Raw genomic sequence first — 17,692 nt, 5'->3', positions numbered from 1 at the left:
TTGCAGCGGAGGAAAACCAGGCAGATTTTTATCGGCAATGTGCCCGTTGGCGGGGACGCTCCTGTTGTGGTACAGTCCATGACCAATAGCGATACGAGGAATGTTCCCGGCACCCTGGATCAGATTCGGCGGCTGGCGGAGGCCGGGTGTGAAATTGTCAGGGTTGCCGTACCTGATGATGAAGCCGCCCAGTCTTTAAAAGAGATTACCCGGCAGTCACCGCTGCCGGTAATTGCTGATATTCACTTCGATTACCGTTTGGCATTAAAAGCTATGGACAACGGTGTCGCCGGGCTCCGGCTGAATCCGGGAAACATAGGGGGCCGCGAAAAGGTGCGGGCCGTTGTAAATGAAGCCAAAGGGCGGAAAATTCCTATCAGGATAGGGGTCAATGCCGGGTCGCTGGAAAAAAAGATTATCGAAAAGTATGGTGGTATTACAGCAGAGGGTATGGTGGAAAGCGCCCTCAACCACGTACATATACTGGAGGATTTGGATTTTTACGATATAAAAATATCTTTAAAGACTTTTGAGATTCCCTTGCTTATTCAAGCTTACCGGATGATGGCTGAGCAGGTGGATTACCCCTTACACATAGGGGTAACGGAGGCCGGTACCATAAGAACGGGAACTATTCGTTCAGCAGTGGGCATAGGCGCCCTGCTCAGTATGGGCATTGGCGATACGGTACGGGTATCTTTAACGGGCGACCCTGTGGAAGAAGTATGGGTTGCTTATGAAATATTAAAGAGTCTGCATCTTAGAGAACGCGGGCCTACAATTGTATCATGTCCGACCTGTGGCCGGACCCAGATAGATCTTATACCCCTGGCAGAAGAAGTGGAGAAGAGACTGCATAGCCTGGACAGGCCTCTAAAGGTGGCTATTATGGGTTGTGTGGTAAACGGTCCGGGTGAAGCAAGGGAAGCTGATATCGGGATTGCCGGCGGTCGGGGAGTGGGAATACTGTTCCGTAAAGGCGAAATAATCAAAAGGGTTAAAGAAGAAAACCTCCTGGATGAACTTATGGAGGAAATTAAAAATATGTGTAGGGAGGAGAAGGAATGAGGGCATCAGAGATTCTTGCGCCAACCCTGCGTGAAGTTCCGGCTGAGGCAGAAGTTATCAGCCATATTTTAATGTTGAGAGCGGGTTTCATCAGGAAGTCCGCATCGGGTATTTATACATATTTGCCATTAGCCAATCGGGTCATTAAAAAAGTATCCCAGATTGTAAGGGAGGAGATGGACAGAAAAGGGGGGCAGGAATTAATACTGCCTATTATGCAGCCTGCAGAATTGTGGCAGGAATCGGGGAGATGGGATGTATACGGAGACGAACTTTTCCGGTTAAAAGACCGCCATGGGCGTTCTTTTGCCCTTGGTCCGACGCATGAAGAGATTATCACTGACCTGGTTCGCAACGAGATTCGGTCATACAAGCAAATGCCCATGCTTCTTTACCAGATACAAAACAAATACCGCGATGAGCGGCGGCCGCGTTTTGGCTTGATGCGCGGTCGGGAATTTATCATGAAAGACTTGTATTCCTTCGACCGCGATGAGGCGGGTCTGGACGAGAGTTATAACAAGATGTTCGATGCTTACACCCGCGTATTCAGCCGTTGTGGTTTAAAGTTTCGTCCCGTAGAGGCCGATTCCGGCGCCATAGGCGGGAGTTCCACCCACGAATTTATGGTGCTTGCAGAATCTGGCGAAGCGGCCATAGTTTATTGTACGGAATGTGAATATGCGGCCAACGTGGAAAAAGCAGAAGCCTGCTCTGTTGACACAGTTACACCGATGGACATGCTTCCTATGGAAGAAGTGGCTACGCCTAATGCGAGAACTATAGAAGAGGTTACGGCCATGCTGGGAGTAGGTCCGGAAAACCTGATTAAGACCCTGATCTATGAAACAGAAAAAGAAGAAGTGGTAGCTCTGGTCAGGGGAGACCGTGAAGTTAACGAGATCAAGCTGTTGAATGTTCTGGGGGCTCTGCATCTTGACCTGGCCGGCAGCGAGACCGTACAGAGAATAACAGGAGCCGAAGTGGGCTTTGCCGGGCCGGTAGGTTTGAAGAACGTCACTATTATAGCTGACCATGAAGTGATGAAAATGGTCAATGCTGTGGCGGGCGCAAACAAAACAGGTTATCATCTGAAAAACGTCAAACCCGGCAGAGATTTCAAGCCTGATATGGAAGCCGATATCCGTATTGTGCAGGCCGGTGAGCCGTGCCCCAGATGTAACGGCACCTTAGCCATGGCAAGAGGGATAGAGGTTGGCCAAATATTTAAACTCGGTACCAAATACAGCAAGGCGTTGGGGGCCAAATTTCTTGACGAAAACGGGAAGGAACAGTACATCGTTATGGGCTGTTACGGGATAGGAATTACCAGAACTGTGGCGGCGGCCATAGAGCAGAACCATGATCAGGATGGGATTATCTGGCCTATGTCCATAGCGCCGTTCCAGGTAATAGTAGTTCCCGTAAGTGCCAAATCTTCTGAACAGGTGGAACTGGCCGAAAGGATTTACTCTCAGCTACTTGAGGCCGGGATAGAAGTCATTATTGACGACAGAAGCGAACGGCCCGGTGTGAAGTTTAAGGATGCCGATTTAATTGGCTACCCGATCCGGGTAACGGTTGGGAATAAGGCTGTTGACGAAGGCAGGGTAGAGGTCCGCCTGCGCAAGACCGGCGACACTAGGGACCTGCCTGTAGAGGAAGTTGTCACTTATGTAAAAAATCTGGTGGACGAAGAAATGAAAAGGCTCAATTCATACCGCATAGAAGAATAAGCAGGGCATATCCAGTCTAATATATACCTGATACCGAATATTCAGGAGGTTAGGTATATATGGACGTGGCGGCAGTTATCCCTGCTTTCAACGAAGAAAAAACCATAGCCCAGGTGGTCAAAACGGTCAGGGAAGTTCCCCTGGTGAAGGAAATCATCGTGGTAAATGACGGGTCAACAGACAATACAGGAAGAATTGCCGAAGAGGCAGGGGCCCGGGTTATTAACCTGCGCAGCAACGTGGGTAAAGGCGGCGCCATGGTTGTCGGTGTGCGTTCAACGCAGGCCGGCATAATTCTTTTTTTGGATGCCGATTTGATTGGTTTGCAGCCTTCCCATGTTTATGACCTGATTAACCCTGTTTTGCAGGGTGAGACGGAAATGACCATTGGAGTTTTTGATGAAGGAAGATTTGCTACCGATTTGGCCCAGTTTCTTACCCCGTATTTGAGTGGTCAACGGGCGGTGAAAAGAGAAATTTTTGAAACGGTCTCCGGGCTGGATCTTTCGCGTTTTGGGGTTGAAATAGCCCTGACCCGTTTTGTAAAATCTGCAGGAATTTCCTTCAAGGAAGTAGAATTAAAACAAATGTCGCATTTGATGAAGGAAGAAAAACTGGGATTAATTAAAGGCTTTAAAGCCAGGATGAAAATGTATTGGGAAATTGCCAAGTGTGTTGGCCGTAATTAAATACTTAAGAATTGGCCTCATGCAATGGCCAAATACGGAGGGCGCCGGATGACATTTACAGAATACGATGTGGTTATGCGCATAGTATTGTCTTGTGTACTGGGCGGCCTGATCGGCCTTGAACGGGAAAGTTTAAATAAATCTGCCGGTTTTAGGACCCATATTTTGGTTTGTGTCGGTTCCGCCTTAATTATGATAGTTTCGCAGGAGATATATTTTCAGTACAGACATGATACGCCTATGGATCCGGCGCGAATAGCAGCTCAGGTGGTAAGCGGCATTGGTTTTTTGGGCGCCGGTACGATTATGCGGGAAGGAGCCACCGTTAAGGGTCTTACTACTGCCGCCACTCTTTGGGTGGTGGCAGGGGTAGGTCTGGCAGTCGGCGCCGGAGTTTATTTTGGGGCTCTGGTTACTACGGGAGTAGTCTTTTTAGCCCTGATTTACCTCGGAAAAGTTGAGAGACTGATGGCCGGGGTAAGCCATTATCAGTCCCTGCTACTGACCATTGATAACCGACCGGGACAGTTGGGAAGGATAGGCTGTTTCCTGGGTGACCACGGAGTAAATATCCATAATATTCAGCTTAAACAGTTAAAGGAAGGTCACCAGATCTTAATGGAAGTAGATGTGATTATGCCTCATGACCTGGACATGCAGGAATTGATGCATATGCTTGCCGATGTGCCGGGGGTACACCAGGTATCACACAATGATTAAATTGCCTTACAAAAGAGACAAAAAGATTCGGGGAGGATGTTTAGTGCCAACGGGTCGTGTGCATGGCGTGAAAAGGACACAAGCAAAAAACCTGTTTGATTTTATTGCCGAAGCTGATTTACCCGATGAAGTAAAAAAAGTTCTTTTGCAGGCTTCCGTTGCCAAGGTGGAAATAAGCAACGCAAAAAAGATGTGGCGTATTCACCTGACACTTCCGGAAATTGTAGAAACTAAACATTTAAAAGTTCTGGAACAACTGATTGCGCGAGAAATTCCACAATTAAGTAAAGTGGAATTTGCAATCAGTTTTAATTTGCCTGTCAGGGACCTAAAAAGCTTAATGCAGCAGTATTGGTCGCCAATGGTTGAAGAAATAACGGATCGCCACCCTATTCTCAACGGTTGGTTAAGAGAAGCGCGGTGGGAAGTTGACGATGATTTACTGCGCATTTTTGTAGGCGGACAGGTCGGTTTGGAAATATGTGAACAGAAAAAAATCGGCTACACAATTGCCGCAAACATATTAAAAAAATTTGGTCTGGAAGTTAAAGTATCATTGGAGCTGGACAACGATGCCGATCCTTTGCCGCAGGATTGGTTGGAAGAAGAGGAAACCTTAAAGGCCCAGTTCCGGGAGCAAATAAAAATTCTGGCTTTCGCCAAGAAAAATGAAAAGATGTCCGGAGACAATGAAAAGAAGCCGGCAGCTTCTGGTGAAATTCTGTTCGGAAAAGCTATCCGTGGAGAACCGATACCGATTAAAGACATCCAGGATGAAGAAAAAAACGTGGTCATTGTTGGGCGGGTATTTAACCTGGAAACCAGAGAGTTGCGCAGTGGGCGGCGTTTGGTAACATTTGACATTACCGACCTGACTGACTCCATCACGGTAAAATGTTTCGAGGATGAAAAAAGCGGACAGTTTTTGGGCGATGTCCTGAAAAAAAATATGTGGGTGAAGTTACAGGGTACGGTACAGTATGACCGCTATTCACACGAACTGATACTGTTGGTGCGGGATGTCAATAAAGCAGAAGCTGTGGTCCGCATGGATAACGCCGAAGAAAAAAGAGTTGAACTGCACTTACATACCAAGATGAGCGCTATGGATGGACTGACGGATGTAAAAGATCTGGTTGCCAGATTGGGCGAGTGGGGACATGCAGCCGTTGCTATAACTGACCACGGCGTGGTACAGGCTTTTCCAGAGGCCTATGAAGCGGCCCAGAAATCTAATGTCAAAATTATTTACGGCATTGAAGCCTATTTGATAGAAGACGGAGCGCCGATTATCATAAATCCCCGTGAAGAAGCGGTAAAGGACGCTACATACGTGGTATTTGACCTGGAAACCACAGGTTTTTCTCCTGTCACGGATGAAATAATTGAAATTGGCGCCGTTAAAATCCATGGTAATAAAATTCTGGACAGGTTCAGCGCCTTTGTTTGTCCCGTCCGGGAGATTCCACCTGAGGTTCAGGAACTTACAGGCATAACTAACAACATGGTAAGTGATGCGCCGCCAATTGCAGAGGTACTGCCCAAGTTTATAGATTTTGTTGGTGATGCGGTTTTGGTCGCTCACAACGCCCAGTTTGATACCGGGTTTCTCAGGGCAAATATGGAGAAAATTTTAAACAGGACATTGGCGCAGCCGGTACTGGATACTTTGGGACTGGCCCGTGGTCTTTTTCCCGACATGAAAAACCATAAATTAAAGACCCTGGCCAAGGAATTTAACGTAAAGCTGGAAAGCCATCACCGGGCGGTGGACGATGCGGAGGCAACGGCCCAGCTTTTAATAAAATTTCTGGAAAGGCTGGCAGAGCACAATATTGACACCCTGGGACAGATTAATTCTCTGATAGGCAATATAAACATCGATCAGCTGCGTTCCCATCACGTGGTCATTTTGGTGAAAAACCAGCAGGGTCTAAAAAACCTGTACCAACTTGTTACCGATTCCCATTTGAAGTATTACCACAGGCATCCGCGGATACCTAAAAGCGAGTTAATAAAAAAACGCGAAGGATTAATCATTGGTTCGGCCTGTGAAGCCGGAGAACTGTTTCGGGCCCTGCTCGATAATGCGCCCCAGGAACGTTTGGAAGAGATCGCCGGGTTTTATGACTACCTGGAAATACAGCCTGTTGGCAATAATGAGTTTTTGCTCAGGGAAGGCCGGGTAAATTCTTATGATGAATTGAGGGAACTGAACAGGAAAATTTTTGAGCTGGGCCGCAAAATTGGCCGGCCCGTGGTAGCCACAGGCGATGTACATTTTTTGGACCCTGAAGACGCCGTATACCGTGCTGTATTATTAGCCGGGAAAGGCTTCGAAGATGCGGACAACCAAGCGCCCCTGTATCTGAAAACAACGGAAGAAATGTTGGAAGAATTCAGTTACCTGGGTTTGGAAAATGCCAGGGAAGTTGTCATTGAAAACCCGGTTCGTATAGCGGAGTCAATTGATTCGATCAAGCCGATGCCTGATGACTTCTTTCCACCGAAAATAGAGGGCGCCGAAGAGCAGATAATTGAACTTACGATTTCAACGGCTAAAAAAATATACGGAGACCCTTTGCCGGATATTGTCCAGCAGAGAGTGGATAAGGAACTCAATTCCATAATTACCAATGGTTTTGCTGTTTTGTACCTGATTGCTCACAAACTGGTAAAGAAATCCAACGAGGATGGCTATCTGGTTGGTTCACGGGGTTCTGTTGGTTCTTCTTTTGTGGCCACTATGACAGGGATTACAGAAGTTAACCCCTTACCCCCCCATTATATATGCAGAAACTGTAAGTACAGTGAGTTTGTTACCGACGGCTCTTACGGCAGCGGGGCTGATATGCCGGATAAGGACTGCCCTGTATGCGGTAAACCTTTGAAAAAGGATGGCCATGACATTCCCTTCGAAGTCTTCTTGGGCTTTAAAGGGGATAAGGTACCTGATATAGACCTTAACTTTTCGGGGGAATATCAGCCCAGAGCACACAAATTTACGGAAGAACTCTTCGGTAAAGGGTATGTTTTCAGGGCGGGGACAACGGGTACTATTGCTGACAAAACCGCTTTTGGTTTTGTTAAAAATTATCTGGAAGAGAGAAAAATCATCAAACGTAATGCTGAAATCACCAGGCTGGCATCGGGCTGTACGGGGGTTAAGAGAACTACCGGCCAGCATCCTGGCGGAGTCATGGTTGTACCACGGGATATGGATGTGCACGATTTCACTCCTCTGCAGTTCCCGGCCGACGACAAGACATCGGGAGTCATCACAACTCATTTTGATTACCATTCTATTTCCGGTCGGATAGTCAAACTAGATATCCTCGGCCATGATGACCCTACGGTTATAAAGATGCTGGAGGATTTAACAGGAGTGGATGCCAAGACCATTCCTCTCGATGAACCGAGGGTTTTGCAGTTATTTTCCGGTACGGAATCATTGGGTGTAACGCCTGATGATATCCGTTCCAATGTTGGTACATATGGCATTCCCGAGTTTGGTACCAAGTTTGTCCGGCAGATGCTAGAGGATACACGTCCCAAAACTTTTTCCGAACTGGTGCGGATTTCGGGTTTTTCCCACGGTACCGACGTTTGGCTTAATAATGCCCAGGATTTAATCAGAAGCGGGACCTGTACTCTTTCGGAAGCCATATCCACACGGGACGACATTATGGTATATTTAATTTACAAGGGCCTTGAACCCAGCCGCGCCTTTAAAATCATGGAAGGTGTGCGGAAGGGCAAAGGGGTGAAGCCTGAGGATGAGGAATACATGCGGGAAAACAATGTGCCTGAATGGTATATCGATTCCTGCAAAAAAATAAAATACATGTTCCCGAAAGCTCATGCGGTAGCTTATGTGATGATGGCATTTCGGATTGCTTATTTCAAGGTATATTATCCCGAAGCTTTTTATGCCACCTATTTTACGGTCAGAGCAGATGAATTTGATGCTGATATCATATGCCGCGGCAAAGAAGCAGTATTAAACAAAATCAGGGAAATTGAAAATAAAGGCAATGAAGCGTCTGCCAAGGAAAAGAACCTGCTTACCATTCTGGAAGTAGCGCTGGAAATGTATGTCCGGGGGATAAAGATAAGGCCTGTTAGTTTGGTTGAATCCACGGCTACCAGGTTCCTGATCACGGAAGAGGGTTTGCTGCCTCCTTTTGCCGCTCTGCAGGGCGTGGGGGAAGCTGCAGCCCGCAGTATAGAAAGGGCCCGGGACGAGGCCAAGTTTACCTCTATCGAAGATTTACGCACCAGGGCCAGAATAAGTAAAACGGTGGTCGAGGTTTTGCAGAATCACGGATGCCTGCGCAACTTGCCTGAAACAGACCAGTTGGCTTTGTTCTAACGTGGACTTGCCAATGCATACATTTTATGGTATAATAAAAAAGACTTAGCTGATTGGAGAACTGATTTTTCGCGAATCAGAGTGGGTTGAGCCCACTCTTTCATATTTCTTTTGGAAAATTACCGCTATGGAATGATCCTTTATGGGATAAGATAACTATTAAATACACATTTCACGGGTAAGGAGTGTAAAAAATTGGCAAAAAGTAAAATTGAAGATCTTGTAACGGAGTTGGCGGTGCCTATAGTAGAGAATGCCGGGATGGAATTGGTGGATGTGGAATATGTAAAAGAAGGCGCTCATTGGTATTTAAGGGTTTTTATTGATAAACCCCAGGGGGTAAGTCTGGATGACTGTCAGATGATTGCTCAGAGACTGGATCCGCTGTTAGATGAAAAGGACCCTATACCACATGAATACATGTTGGAGGTATCTTCCCCGGGGCTGGACCGGCCACTTAAGAAACCTGCAGACTTTGCAAGGTATGCCGGGCGCAAGGTGAAAGTTTCTACGTATGCTCCCATTGACGGAAAGAAAGAATTTATAGGGGAACTGAAAGGACTTATCGACAACGAAGTAGTCATCGGGATATCTGGTACGGATAAAGCGTTACCGCTGGATAAGGTCTCTTCCGTCAGGTTGGAGATAGAATTTTAAAAAATTCAATTGAATAAGGAGGTTTAGTAAACAAATGAATACGGAGTTCATCGAGGCCCTTGAAGAACTGGAAAGAGAGAAGGGCATTGCCATTGACGTTCTTCTGGAGGCCTTAGAAGCGGCGCTGATTTCTGCTTACAAAAGGAATTTTGGTTCAGCACAGAATGTACGAGTAGATATTGATCGGGAAACCGGAGAAATTAAAGTATTCGCCCGGAAAACCGTGGTCGAAAAAGTAGAAGACGACCGGCTGGAAATTTCTCTGGAGGAGGCCCAAAAGCGTGATCCCAGGTACGAGCTGGGTGATATTGTGGAAATTGAGGTTACCCCCAGGGATTTCGGCCGTATTGCAGCCCAGACGGCCAAACAGGTGGTTGTACAGAGAATCAGGGAAGCAGAACGGGGCATTATCTACGAAGAGTTTTCTAACCGGGAAGGCGACATTGTTACAGGTATAGTCCAGCGGCAGGATCCCAAAAATGTCTATGTGGACCTTGGGAAGACGGAGGCTATTCTGGCTCCCAGCGAGCAGATAGCCGGTGAAGAATACCGCCATGGCGACCGGATAAAAACCTACATAGTAGAGGTCAAAAAGACAACCAAGGGGCCCCAGATATTGGTATCCCGAACTCACCCGGGACTGTTGAAACGGCTATTTGAACTGGAAGTTCCGGAAATCCATGATGGAGTAGTAGAATTAAAATCTGTGGCCAGGGAAGCGGGCGCTCGTTCTAAAATAGCCGTTTACTCCAAGGATGAAAATGTTGATCCCGTAGGAGCATGCGTAGGTCCCAAGGGTATGCGGGTACAGACAATAGTGAACGAATTAAAGGGAGAAAAAATCGATATAGTCAAATGGAGTCCTGACCCTGCCAGGTTTGTTGCAAATGCTCTGAGCCCTGCAAAGGTACTGGATGTGAAGGTAAACGAAGCCGAAAAAATTGCCCGGGTTATTGTTCCTGATTATCAATTATCTCTAGCTATCGGTAAAGAGGGCCAAAATGCCAGGTTAGCTGCGAAATTAACCGGCTGGAAAATAGATATAAAAAGCGAATCACAAATGGCTGAAATGGCTGACAATGATGACTTGTTTGAGGAAAACGACGATATCACACTTGACAATCAGGACTATGCCGGGGAAGAATATTATGAAGATGAATATAACGGGGAATATGCCGAAGGAGAATACGATTACGACCAGGAAGACGGCGAATACCTTGGATATGAGGAAGGATATGACGAAAACGCCGGGTATGAGCAGGGGTATGAAGAATACGATGAAAACTATCCGGATGAATATGACTATACTGAAAGCTATGATGCCGATAACGATAATGAGGCAAACTATGAAGAAAACTACGAGAACCAAGACCAATGGCATGATGGTGAAATTGCGGAAGAACATGATGACGATAACACAGATATCGCTGCCTGTGATGAAGAAATAGTGACAGAAGAGGAGACCAAAGAGGCAAAAAAGACTAAAAAGAAAAAGAAGGGCAAGAAGGATAAAGACCCGGATTTCGAAGCTGAAGAAGATGATTTACCCGTGAAAAAGAAGCCCAGGAAAAAGAAAAAGGCGAAAAAGGACCTGGACTTTGAAGAAGAATTATACGATGATTATGACGATTATGATGATTAAACTGGCGAGCCTGTGAAAATGAACAAGGCTTCGAAAAAGAAATCTTAATGGGTGATGTTGATATGGCCAAAAAAATTCCCTTGCGCATGTGTGTTGGGTGCCAGGAAATGAAACCTAAAAAGGAACTGGTGCGTATTGTAAGAACACCGGAGGAAAAATTTGAGATAGACCCTACGGGTAAAAAATCCGGCAGGGGAGCGTACATCTGTCCTACGGGCGAGTGCCTGCAGAAAGCCATAAAAGGGAAAAGGCTGGAAAAGGCTTTTAAACAACCAATATCACAGGAGATTTATGATGCCCTGCAAAAAAACCTGGAGTTACGTCATGACACAAAAAGCTTATGATATGCTGGGCTTAGCCCAAAGGGCAGGTAAGTTAATATCGGGAGAAGCTGCGGTGGAAGCTAATTTACATAAAGGCAAAGGGAAACTGGTTATTTTGGCAAATGATGCGTCAGCCAGGACAAAAAACAAATTTATTCAATTAGCCGGATTGATGGGAGTACAACATATAATTGCCGGAGATAAAATGCGGTTCGGAATATCTCTCGGTAAATCTCCCAGGTCTGTTTTATGCATAACTGACGAGGGGTTTGCCCGACGAATAAAGGAATTATTTTCAAGTAATTTGTAATAGACATTTACGGGTGCCCACTATTTCGGGGGTGAATGTATGGCAAAGATGCGAGTGTACGAATTGGCTAAAGAGTTAGGACTGGAAAGTAAACAACTGATTGCCTTTTTGTCCCGTCTAGGGATTCAGGTAAAAAATCATATGAGCGCCCTGGAAGACGAAGAGGTGGCTAAGGTAAGAGCTGCGGCAGCAGGGAAAAAGGAAAAGAATGAGCAGACTGATACCGCGGCAGAGGCACCTAAAAAGGTTGAGGCTGTGGCTATAAAAGACAGAGAAAAGCAGGGCAACCAGAGGCCGCAGCCGGTAGGTCAGAAGCCGGTGGGTCAGGGGCCGCGGCCGGTAGGGCAGAGACCGCCGGGCCAGGCAGCGAGACCAGAAGGTAAAAGGCCGGCAGGTCAGGGGCCGGCGGGCCAGAGGCCGGCAGGTCAGAGGCCGGCGGGTCAGAGGCCGGCGGGTCAGAGGCCAGCAGGTCAGAGGCCGGCAGGTCAGAGACCGGCAGGTCAGAGACCGCCTGGTCAGGCAGCGCGGCCGGCAGGTCAGGGGCCGAGGCCGGCAGGCCAGAGACTACCCGGTCCGGGTCCTCAAGCAACGCAATCCGTAGCTGCAGCGCCGGAACAAACGGTTCGTGGCGAGCAGCGGAAAGACCGGCAGAAAAACTGGGAGCGACCGCATAGAGTGAAAGAAAAGGAAAAGCTTGAACAAAAAGTTATGGCTCCCAAACAGAAAAAAGACAAAGCTGAGGTCCAAAAACCTGCCGGCAGTCAACCGCCCAAACAGGTTAAACCTATTGAAATCCATGGTGATACCATTTCGGTTAAAGATTTGGCCATGAAAATGAATAAGTCGGCCGGGGAATTGATTAAAAAGTTAATGGGCTTGGGCGTAATGGCCACTATCAATCAGGAAGTAGATGTAGAGACCGCTGAAATTTTGGCCAACGAGTTTGGATTTGAAGTTGACATAAAAGTTGACGAGTCTACTTATGATTTTATTGAGGAAATAGAGGATGACCCGGCAGATTTGGTTCCACGTCCCTGTGTGGTTACTGTAATGGGACATGTCGACCATGGTAAGACCTCTCTGTTGGATGCCATAAGGGAATCCAACGTAACTGCCAGTGAAGCCGGCGGTATTACTCAGCACATCGGAGCATACCAGGTTGTGCATGACGGCAAAAAAATCACGTTCCTGGATACTCCCGGCCATGAGGCTTTTACTGCCATGCGGGCCAGGGGAGCGCAAGTGACGGATATTGCCATCCTTGTTGTTGCCGCAGATGACGGCGTGATGCCTCAGACCGTGGAGGCCATCAACCATTCCAAGGCTGCAGAAGTACCTATAATTGTGGCTATCAATAAAATCGACAAACCTGATGCTCGACCGGAACGTGTTATGCAGGAACTGACCGAACACGGACTGGTTCCTGAGGAATGGGGAGGAGATACCATTTGTGTTCCGGTATCGGCTAAAACCCGTGAGGGTCTGGAAAACTTATTGGAAATGATTTTGTTAGTGGCTGAGGTCCAGGAATTAAAAGCTAACCCTAAACGGTTGGCCAAGGGTACCGTTATAGAGGCTGAGCTTGATAAAGGCCGCGGTCCTGTGGCTACTGTTTTGGTTCAGACAGGAACTTTAAAAATAGGTGATTCCATTGTGGCCGGAACAGCCCATGGCAAGGTACGTGCCATGATAGATGACAAGGGACGCAGGGTTAAAAAGGCCGGCCCTTCCACACCCGTGGAGGTGTTAGGACTTTCCGATGTTCCGCAGGCCGGAGATATTTTCCATGCCGTGAAGGACGATAAGACGGCCAAAACTATAAGTGAAAAAAGATTGGCCAAAAAACGGGAAGAAGAACTTAAGGCGACCACTAAAGTATCCCTCGACGATTTGTTTAAACAAATTCAGGAGGGTAATGTTAAGGAACTCAATATAATTATCAAAGCTGATGTCCAGGGGTCTATAGAGGCATTGAAGCAATCCCTTATGAAGCTAAGTACTGATGAAGTAAGGGTTAATGCCATTCATGGCGGTGTCGGCGCTATTACAGAGACCGATATCATGTTGGCCTCTGCTTCCAATGCAATTGTTATCGGTTTTAACGTCAGACCTGACGCTAATGCTCGCAAAGCGGCAGAAACAGAAAAGGTTGATATCCGTCTTTATCGGGTTATCTATAATGCAATAGAGGATGTCAAAGCCGCTATGCAGGGTCTACTCGATCCTGAGTTCAAGGAAGTTATTATCGGCAGGCTGGAAGTCAGGGCTATATTCAAGGTGTCCAAGGTCGGTACAATTGCCGGGTGTTATGTAGCTGAGGGCAAAATCACCAGAAATGCCCAGGTTAGGGTTATCAGGGACAACATTGTTATCCATGAAGGAAACCTCGGTTCATTAAAACGCTTTAAAGATGATGTGAAAGAGGTATCGGAAGGCTACGAATGTGGCATTATGATAGAGAACTATAATGATATACAAGAGGGGGATGTCATCGAAGCCTTTGTTATGGAAGAGGTTACACGGGAGCTATAAGTGGAGAAGAATTAGGTTTTGGGGGTGGCAAATATGTCAGGCCATCGGGCTTCCAGAGTAGCAGAAGCGATTAAAAAGGAAGTTACCCAAATGTTGGGCGGCGAAATAAAGGACCCCAGAATAGGTTTTGTCACCGTAACGGGTGTAGAAGTGTGTCCGGATTTGCGGCATGCGCGCATCTATATCAGTGTGTACGGTAGTGATGAAGAGAAGGCACAGACTTTGCAGGCATTAAATAAAGCCAAGGGTTTTGTCCGGTCCGAATTGGGGAAGCGGATCAGATTAAGATACACTCCGGAAGTAGAATTCCGGTTTGATGAATCGATTGAACGCGGAGCAAGGATTATGGAGCTTCTAAATCGGGTTCAGAAGGATGGAGGCAATGATGAACAATAACCTGGATCAAGTGGCGGAGGCCATACGGAAGGCTAAACATATAATTGTTTGCGGCCATGCTATGCCTGATGGGGATAGTATAGGGTCTACCTTGGCCATGGGATTGTTTCTGAAGTCTATGGACAAAAAAGTCACTATGTTGACCCCTGATCCTATACCCCAAATATATGGATTTCTTCCGCTGGTCCAGGAAATCAAACCTCCAGAAGAATTTCCTGATGACGCAGATACTGCGGTGATTCTCGATTGCACTGACTTAAACAGGGTAGGGGCATATTTGGCCGACCGTTTGAAAAAAGTGCCGGTGTTAATAAACATTGACCATCATATCAGTAATCAGGTTTATGGTACTTATAACTATATTGATGCGACGGCAGCGGCTACCGGAGAACAGGTTTACCGGTTAATTAACGTTTTCGATAAACCTGTAAACCAGGACTTGGCCACCTGCCTTTACGTAGCTTTGGTCATGGACACAGGTTCGTTCAGATATGAAAATACAACCGACAAAACACACATGATATGTGCTGAGCTGCTCAAAACAGGCATTAATGCAGCTTATATCAATACATGCCTGTTTGAAAACAAGGATGTGACAGGGTTACTCCTTTTGGGCAGGGCCTTATCAAGGCTAAAGGTTTCAGACTGCGGAAGGGTAGCCTGGATATCCATTCCTCTTCAACTGGCCCAGGAATTGGGCGCCAAAGATGAGCATGCAGAGGGTATCGTAAATTACCCCAGACAGGTTAGGGGAACAGTAGTTGGGTTGTTATTCAGGGAGATTGCTCCGAACAGGGTGAAAGTCGGATTCCGGTCGAAAGAAACAGTCGATGTCAACAAACTTGCTGCCTTCTTTGGCGGCGGAGGACATCCGAAGGCAGCCGGCTGCCAGATAGAAATGCCGCTCCAGGAAGCCGAAGAAAAAGTTCTTGCGGCAGTTCTTGCTCACATTGGAAATAGTCATTGTTGAGGAGGGACTTTTAAAAGTGGACGGTATTATTAACGTTTTGAAACCCCCAGGGATGACCTCCCATGATGTGGTATCTTTTTTGCGGAAAACTTTCCAGACACGCAAAGTAGGACATACCGGGACTCTAGACCCCGGTGTTCCCGGGGTTTTAGCTGTATGTATCGGCAAAGCCACCAGGGTAGCCGAATTTCTTACGGAAGGAACCAAAAGCTACCGCGGGATTATAAAATTTGGGGTAACGACAACTACCCAGGACGGTTTTGGCGAGATTACTGAGGTAAAGGATGCTTCTTACCTGAAACAAAGTGATATAGCCGATTGTTTTAAAAAGTTTATTGGTGTTATTGAGCAGGTTCCGCCCATGGTATCGGCGGTAAAAATCGGTGGCAGGAAACTGTACGAATTGGCCCGGCAGGGGAAAGAAATAGTTCGTCCGCCGCGGACAGTAGTTATTCACTCTTTGATTATTAAAAGGTTTACGAATTTAGGTAGCACCCATCCGGAAGTAATGTTTGACGTTACCTGTTCCAAAGGGACTTATGTAAGGACTCTATGCCATGATATCGGACAGGCTCTTGGTTGCGGAGCATATATGAGCTACCTGATTCGCACATCTTCCGGCCCCTTTAAGTTAATGGATGCGTACACCCTGGAAGAAATTGATGAACTTGCCCGGAAACAAGAGGTCCTTAAAGCCTTGCAGCCTATAGACAGTGCTTTGATAGGCTTTCCGGTGATTCTGGTGCGTGAGAGCGCTGTAAAAGCAGTTATTAACGGGAATAAAATTTATCCCTCAGGACTTGTGACCGAACCGGGTGAAATCACGCAGGGCTGTTTGGTCAGGTTGCAGGACAAAAATGGGAGTTTACTGGCAGTAGCAGAAGCAAGGGTTGAAAAATTGGGAGACAGGAAAAGAAGGGTTTTTCAGCCGATTAAGGTTTTTGGTTAGAGGGGAGAAACCATGGAAGTATATTACGACATAAGAGACGTGAAAAATTATCCCAATCCGGTGGTGGCGCTTGGTAATTTTGACGGTGTCCACCTGGGACACCGGGAGTTGGTCAGAAGAACGAGAAAGATGGCTGACGAAATTTCCGGAACCCCAGTTGTATTTACTTTTGATCCCCACCCTCTAAAGGTTTTGCTACCTGATAGTTATCCACCTTTGTTATTACCGAAGGAAGAAAAAATAAGAATGATGGCTGAATTGGGGATTGCCGTGATGGTCATAGCCGGTTTTTCCGGGCGGATGGCTAATCTGGAACCTGCTGACTTTATTAAAAAAATATTGGTCGAAGGTGTAGGAGCGAAAGGAATTATTGTAGGATATAATTTTTCTTTTGGTAAAGGCGGTAAAGGGACACCGGAACTTTTAAGAGAGTATGCTCCGGAAGGAAATTACAGAGTTGATGTGGTTCCGCCGGTAACTGTGGACGGCGTTGAAGTGAGCAGTACTTTGATTAGGCAGTTGCTGCTTCGCGGCGAGGTTACTGAAGCCAGAAAATATTTGGGTTATTTTCCCTATGTGAGGGGTAAAGTCGTTTATGGGGTACAACTGGGACGGAAAATAGGTTTTCCGACAGCCAACCTTGATCTGAACCATGAAATCCTCGTTCCGGCCAAAGGAGTATATGCTGTCCGGGTTTCCGGTCTTGGGGAGAAGCATTGCGGTGTTGCCAATATCGGCAATAAACCAACGTTGAAAAAGGAAAATCCCGTAAATTTAGAGGTACACATATTTGATTTCGATGGCAATCTTTACGGCCACGAGATTAAAGTGGAGTTTGTTGCGCGCCTGCGTGCCGAAAAGTCTTTTCGGGACTTAGAGGAACTGACCAGGCAGATTTGTATAGATGCTGGTCTGGCAAGGAGAATCCTTAATCAGGTTCCTGAGAATAAATGACATGTTGGGTAAATATAATTTTAGAAAGAAATTTATTATCGGGCACTTTTTTACGGCTGGAGCACAATTGCTTTATTTACAATAATGTGATTGTATGCTAAAATATTACGGTAACGTCCCGGTAGGAAAGGAGACGTTGACATGGCCTTGCCGGATTCCGCATATTGTGAACAGGATGTTCAGAAGTTTGTCAAGGATATTGCGGAGATTCTTTTCAGCGAGGAATTTAATGCCCTACGGCATGAGTTGGAAAACCACTATTTTAATGCCAATATAGAAAACGCTTTTATTGCGGCATTTCAGGATGCCCTGTTTGCCATATTGGCTCAGGAAGACAAAATATTTATATATCCAAAAGGATATGAGAAGTAGGT

15 protein-coding genes are annotated in these 17,692 nt (G+C 46.5%); all 15 read left to right on the top strand.

All coding sequences use genetic code 11. The features are described 5' to 3' along the window. The 15 genes from ispG to ACSNJE_RS03640 all read left to right on the top strand — a co-directional run bounded on the left by ispG (window position 1) and on the right by ACSNJE_RS03640 (window position 17,690). Window positions 1-1,068, top strand: a complete 1,068-nt coding sequence (ispG, locus tag ACSNJE_RS03710; protein ID WP_013120242.1) for a flavodoxin-dependent (E)-4-hydroxy-3-methylbut-2-enyl-diphosphate synthase — start codon at window positions 1-3, stop codon at window positions 1,066-1,068. Next, a complete protein-coding gene (locus ACSNJE_RS03705; RefSeq protein ID WP_495252027.1) occupies window positions 1,065-2,804 on the top strand; it encodes a proline--tRNA ligase in 1,740 nt (579 codons plus the stop codon). The genes ispG and ACSNJE_RS03705 overlap by 4 nt, the downstream gene beginning before the upstream one ends. 59 nt (window positions 2,805-2,863) lie before the next feature. Then, entirely contained in the window at window positions 2,864-3,493 is a 630-nt protein-coding gene (locus ACSNJE_RS03700) for a glycosyltransferase family 2 protein (RefSeq protein WP_474773181.1), read from the top strand. A 48-nt stretch (window positions 3,494-3,541) separates the two neighbouring features. Next, window positions 3,542-4,213, top strand: coding sequence for an MgtC/SapB family protein (locus ACSNJE_RS03695; protein WP_083436703.1), 672 nt, complete (start codon window positions 3,542-3,544; stop codon window positions 4,211-4,213). A gap of 43 nt (window positions 4,214-4,256) precedes the next feature. Further along, window positions 4,257-8,585 carry a PolC-type DNA polymerase III gene (locus tag ACSNJE_RS03690; RefSeq protein WP_495252026.1) on the top strand — a complete coding sequence of 1,443 codons (4,329 nt, stop codon included), beginning with the start codon at window positions 4,257-4,259 and terminating at the stop codon, window positions 8,583-8,585. 195 nt (window positions 8,586-8,780) lie between these two features. Beyond that, window positions 8,781-9,242, top strand: coding sequence for a ribosome maturation factor RimP (rimP, locus tag ACSNJE_RS03685; protein WP_052216574.1), 462 nt, complete (start codon window positions 8,781-8,783; stop codon window positions 9,240-9,242). Window positions 9,243-9,276: 34 nt separating this feature from the next. Further along, window positions 9,277-10,884, top strand: a complete 1,608-nt coding sequence (nusA, locus tag ACSNJE_RS03680) for a transcription termination factor NusA (protein ID WP_052216575.1) — start codon at window positions 9,277-9,279, stop codon at window positions 10,882-10,884. Between the two features lie 62 nt (window positions 10,885-10,946). Beyond that, entirely contained in the window at window positions 10,947-11,228 is a 282-nt protein-coding gene (gene rnpM / locus ACSNJE_RS03675; protein WP_474773179.1) for an RNase P modulator RnpM, read from the top strand. Continuing rightward, window positions 11,209-11,517, top strand: a complete 309-nt coding sequence (locus ACSNJE_RS03670; RefSeq protein ID WP_052216577.1) for a L7Ae/L30e/S12e/Gadd45 family ribosomal protein — start codon at window positions 11,209-11,211, stop codon at window positions 11,515-11,517. Before rnpM ends, ACSNJE_RS03670 begins: the two co-directional genes overlap by 20 nt. A gap of 39 nt (window positions 11,518-11,556) precedes the next feature. After that, window positions 11,557-14,049, top strand: a complete 2,493-nt coding sequence (gene infB, locus ACSNJE_RS03665; RefSeq protein ID WP_495252025.1) for a translation initiation factor IF-2 — start codon at window positions 11,557-11,559, stop codon at window positions 14,047-14,049. Between the two features lie 33 nt (window positions 14,050-14,082). Next, the gene (gene rbfA, locus ACSNJE_RS03660; protein WP_013120252.1) at window positions 14,083-14,445 is read left to right on the top strand and encodes a 30S ribosome-binding factor RbfA; all 363 of its coding nucleotides are present in this window, start codon (window positions 14,083-14,085) and stop codon (window positions 14,443-14,445) included. Then, complete coding sequence (locus tag ACSNJE_RS03655; protein ID WP_052219129.1) at window positions 14,435-15,415, top strand: DHH family phosphoesterase; 981 nt, start codon at window positions 14,435-14,437, stop codon at window positions 15,413-15,415. Before rbfA ends, ACSNJE_RS03655 begins: the two co-directional genes overlap by 11 nt. 16 nt (window positions 15,416-15,431) lie before the next feature. Further along, entirely contained in the window at window positions 15,432-16,364 is a 933-nt protein-coding gene (gene truB / locus ACSNJE_RS03650) for a tRNA pseudouridine(55) synthase TruB (protein WP_495252024.1), read from the top strand. Window positions 16,365-16,376: 12 nt separating this feature from the next. Beyond that, a complete protein-coding gene (locus ACSNJE_RS03645) occupies window positions 16,377-17,318 on the top strand; it encodes a bifunctional riboflavin kinase/FAD synthetase (protein WP_474773176.1) in 942 nt (313 codons plus the stop codon). A 141-nt stretch (window positions 17,319-17,459) separates the two neighbouring features. Further along, complete coding sequence (locus ACSNJE_RS03640; protein ID WP_013120256.1) at window positions 17,460-17,690, top strand: hypothetical protein; 231 nt, start codon at window positions 17,460-17,462, stop codon at window positions 17,688-17,690. Window positions 17,691-17,692: the final 2 nt, after the last annotated feature.

The sequence above is a fragment of the Thermincola sp. GK-1 genome (assembly GCF_059412445.1).
The sequence above is the reverse complement of the archived record's forward strand: the minus strand, read 5'-3'. Positions and strand labels throughout refer to the sequence as shown.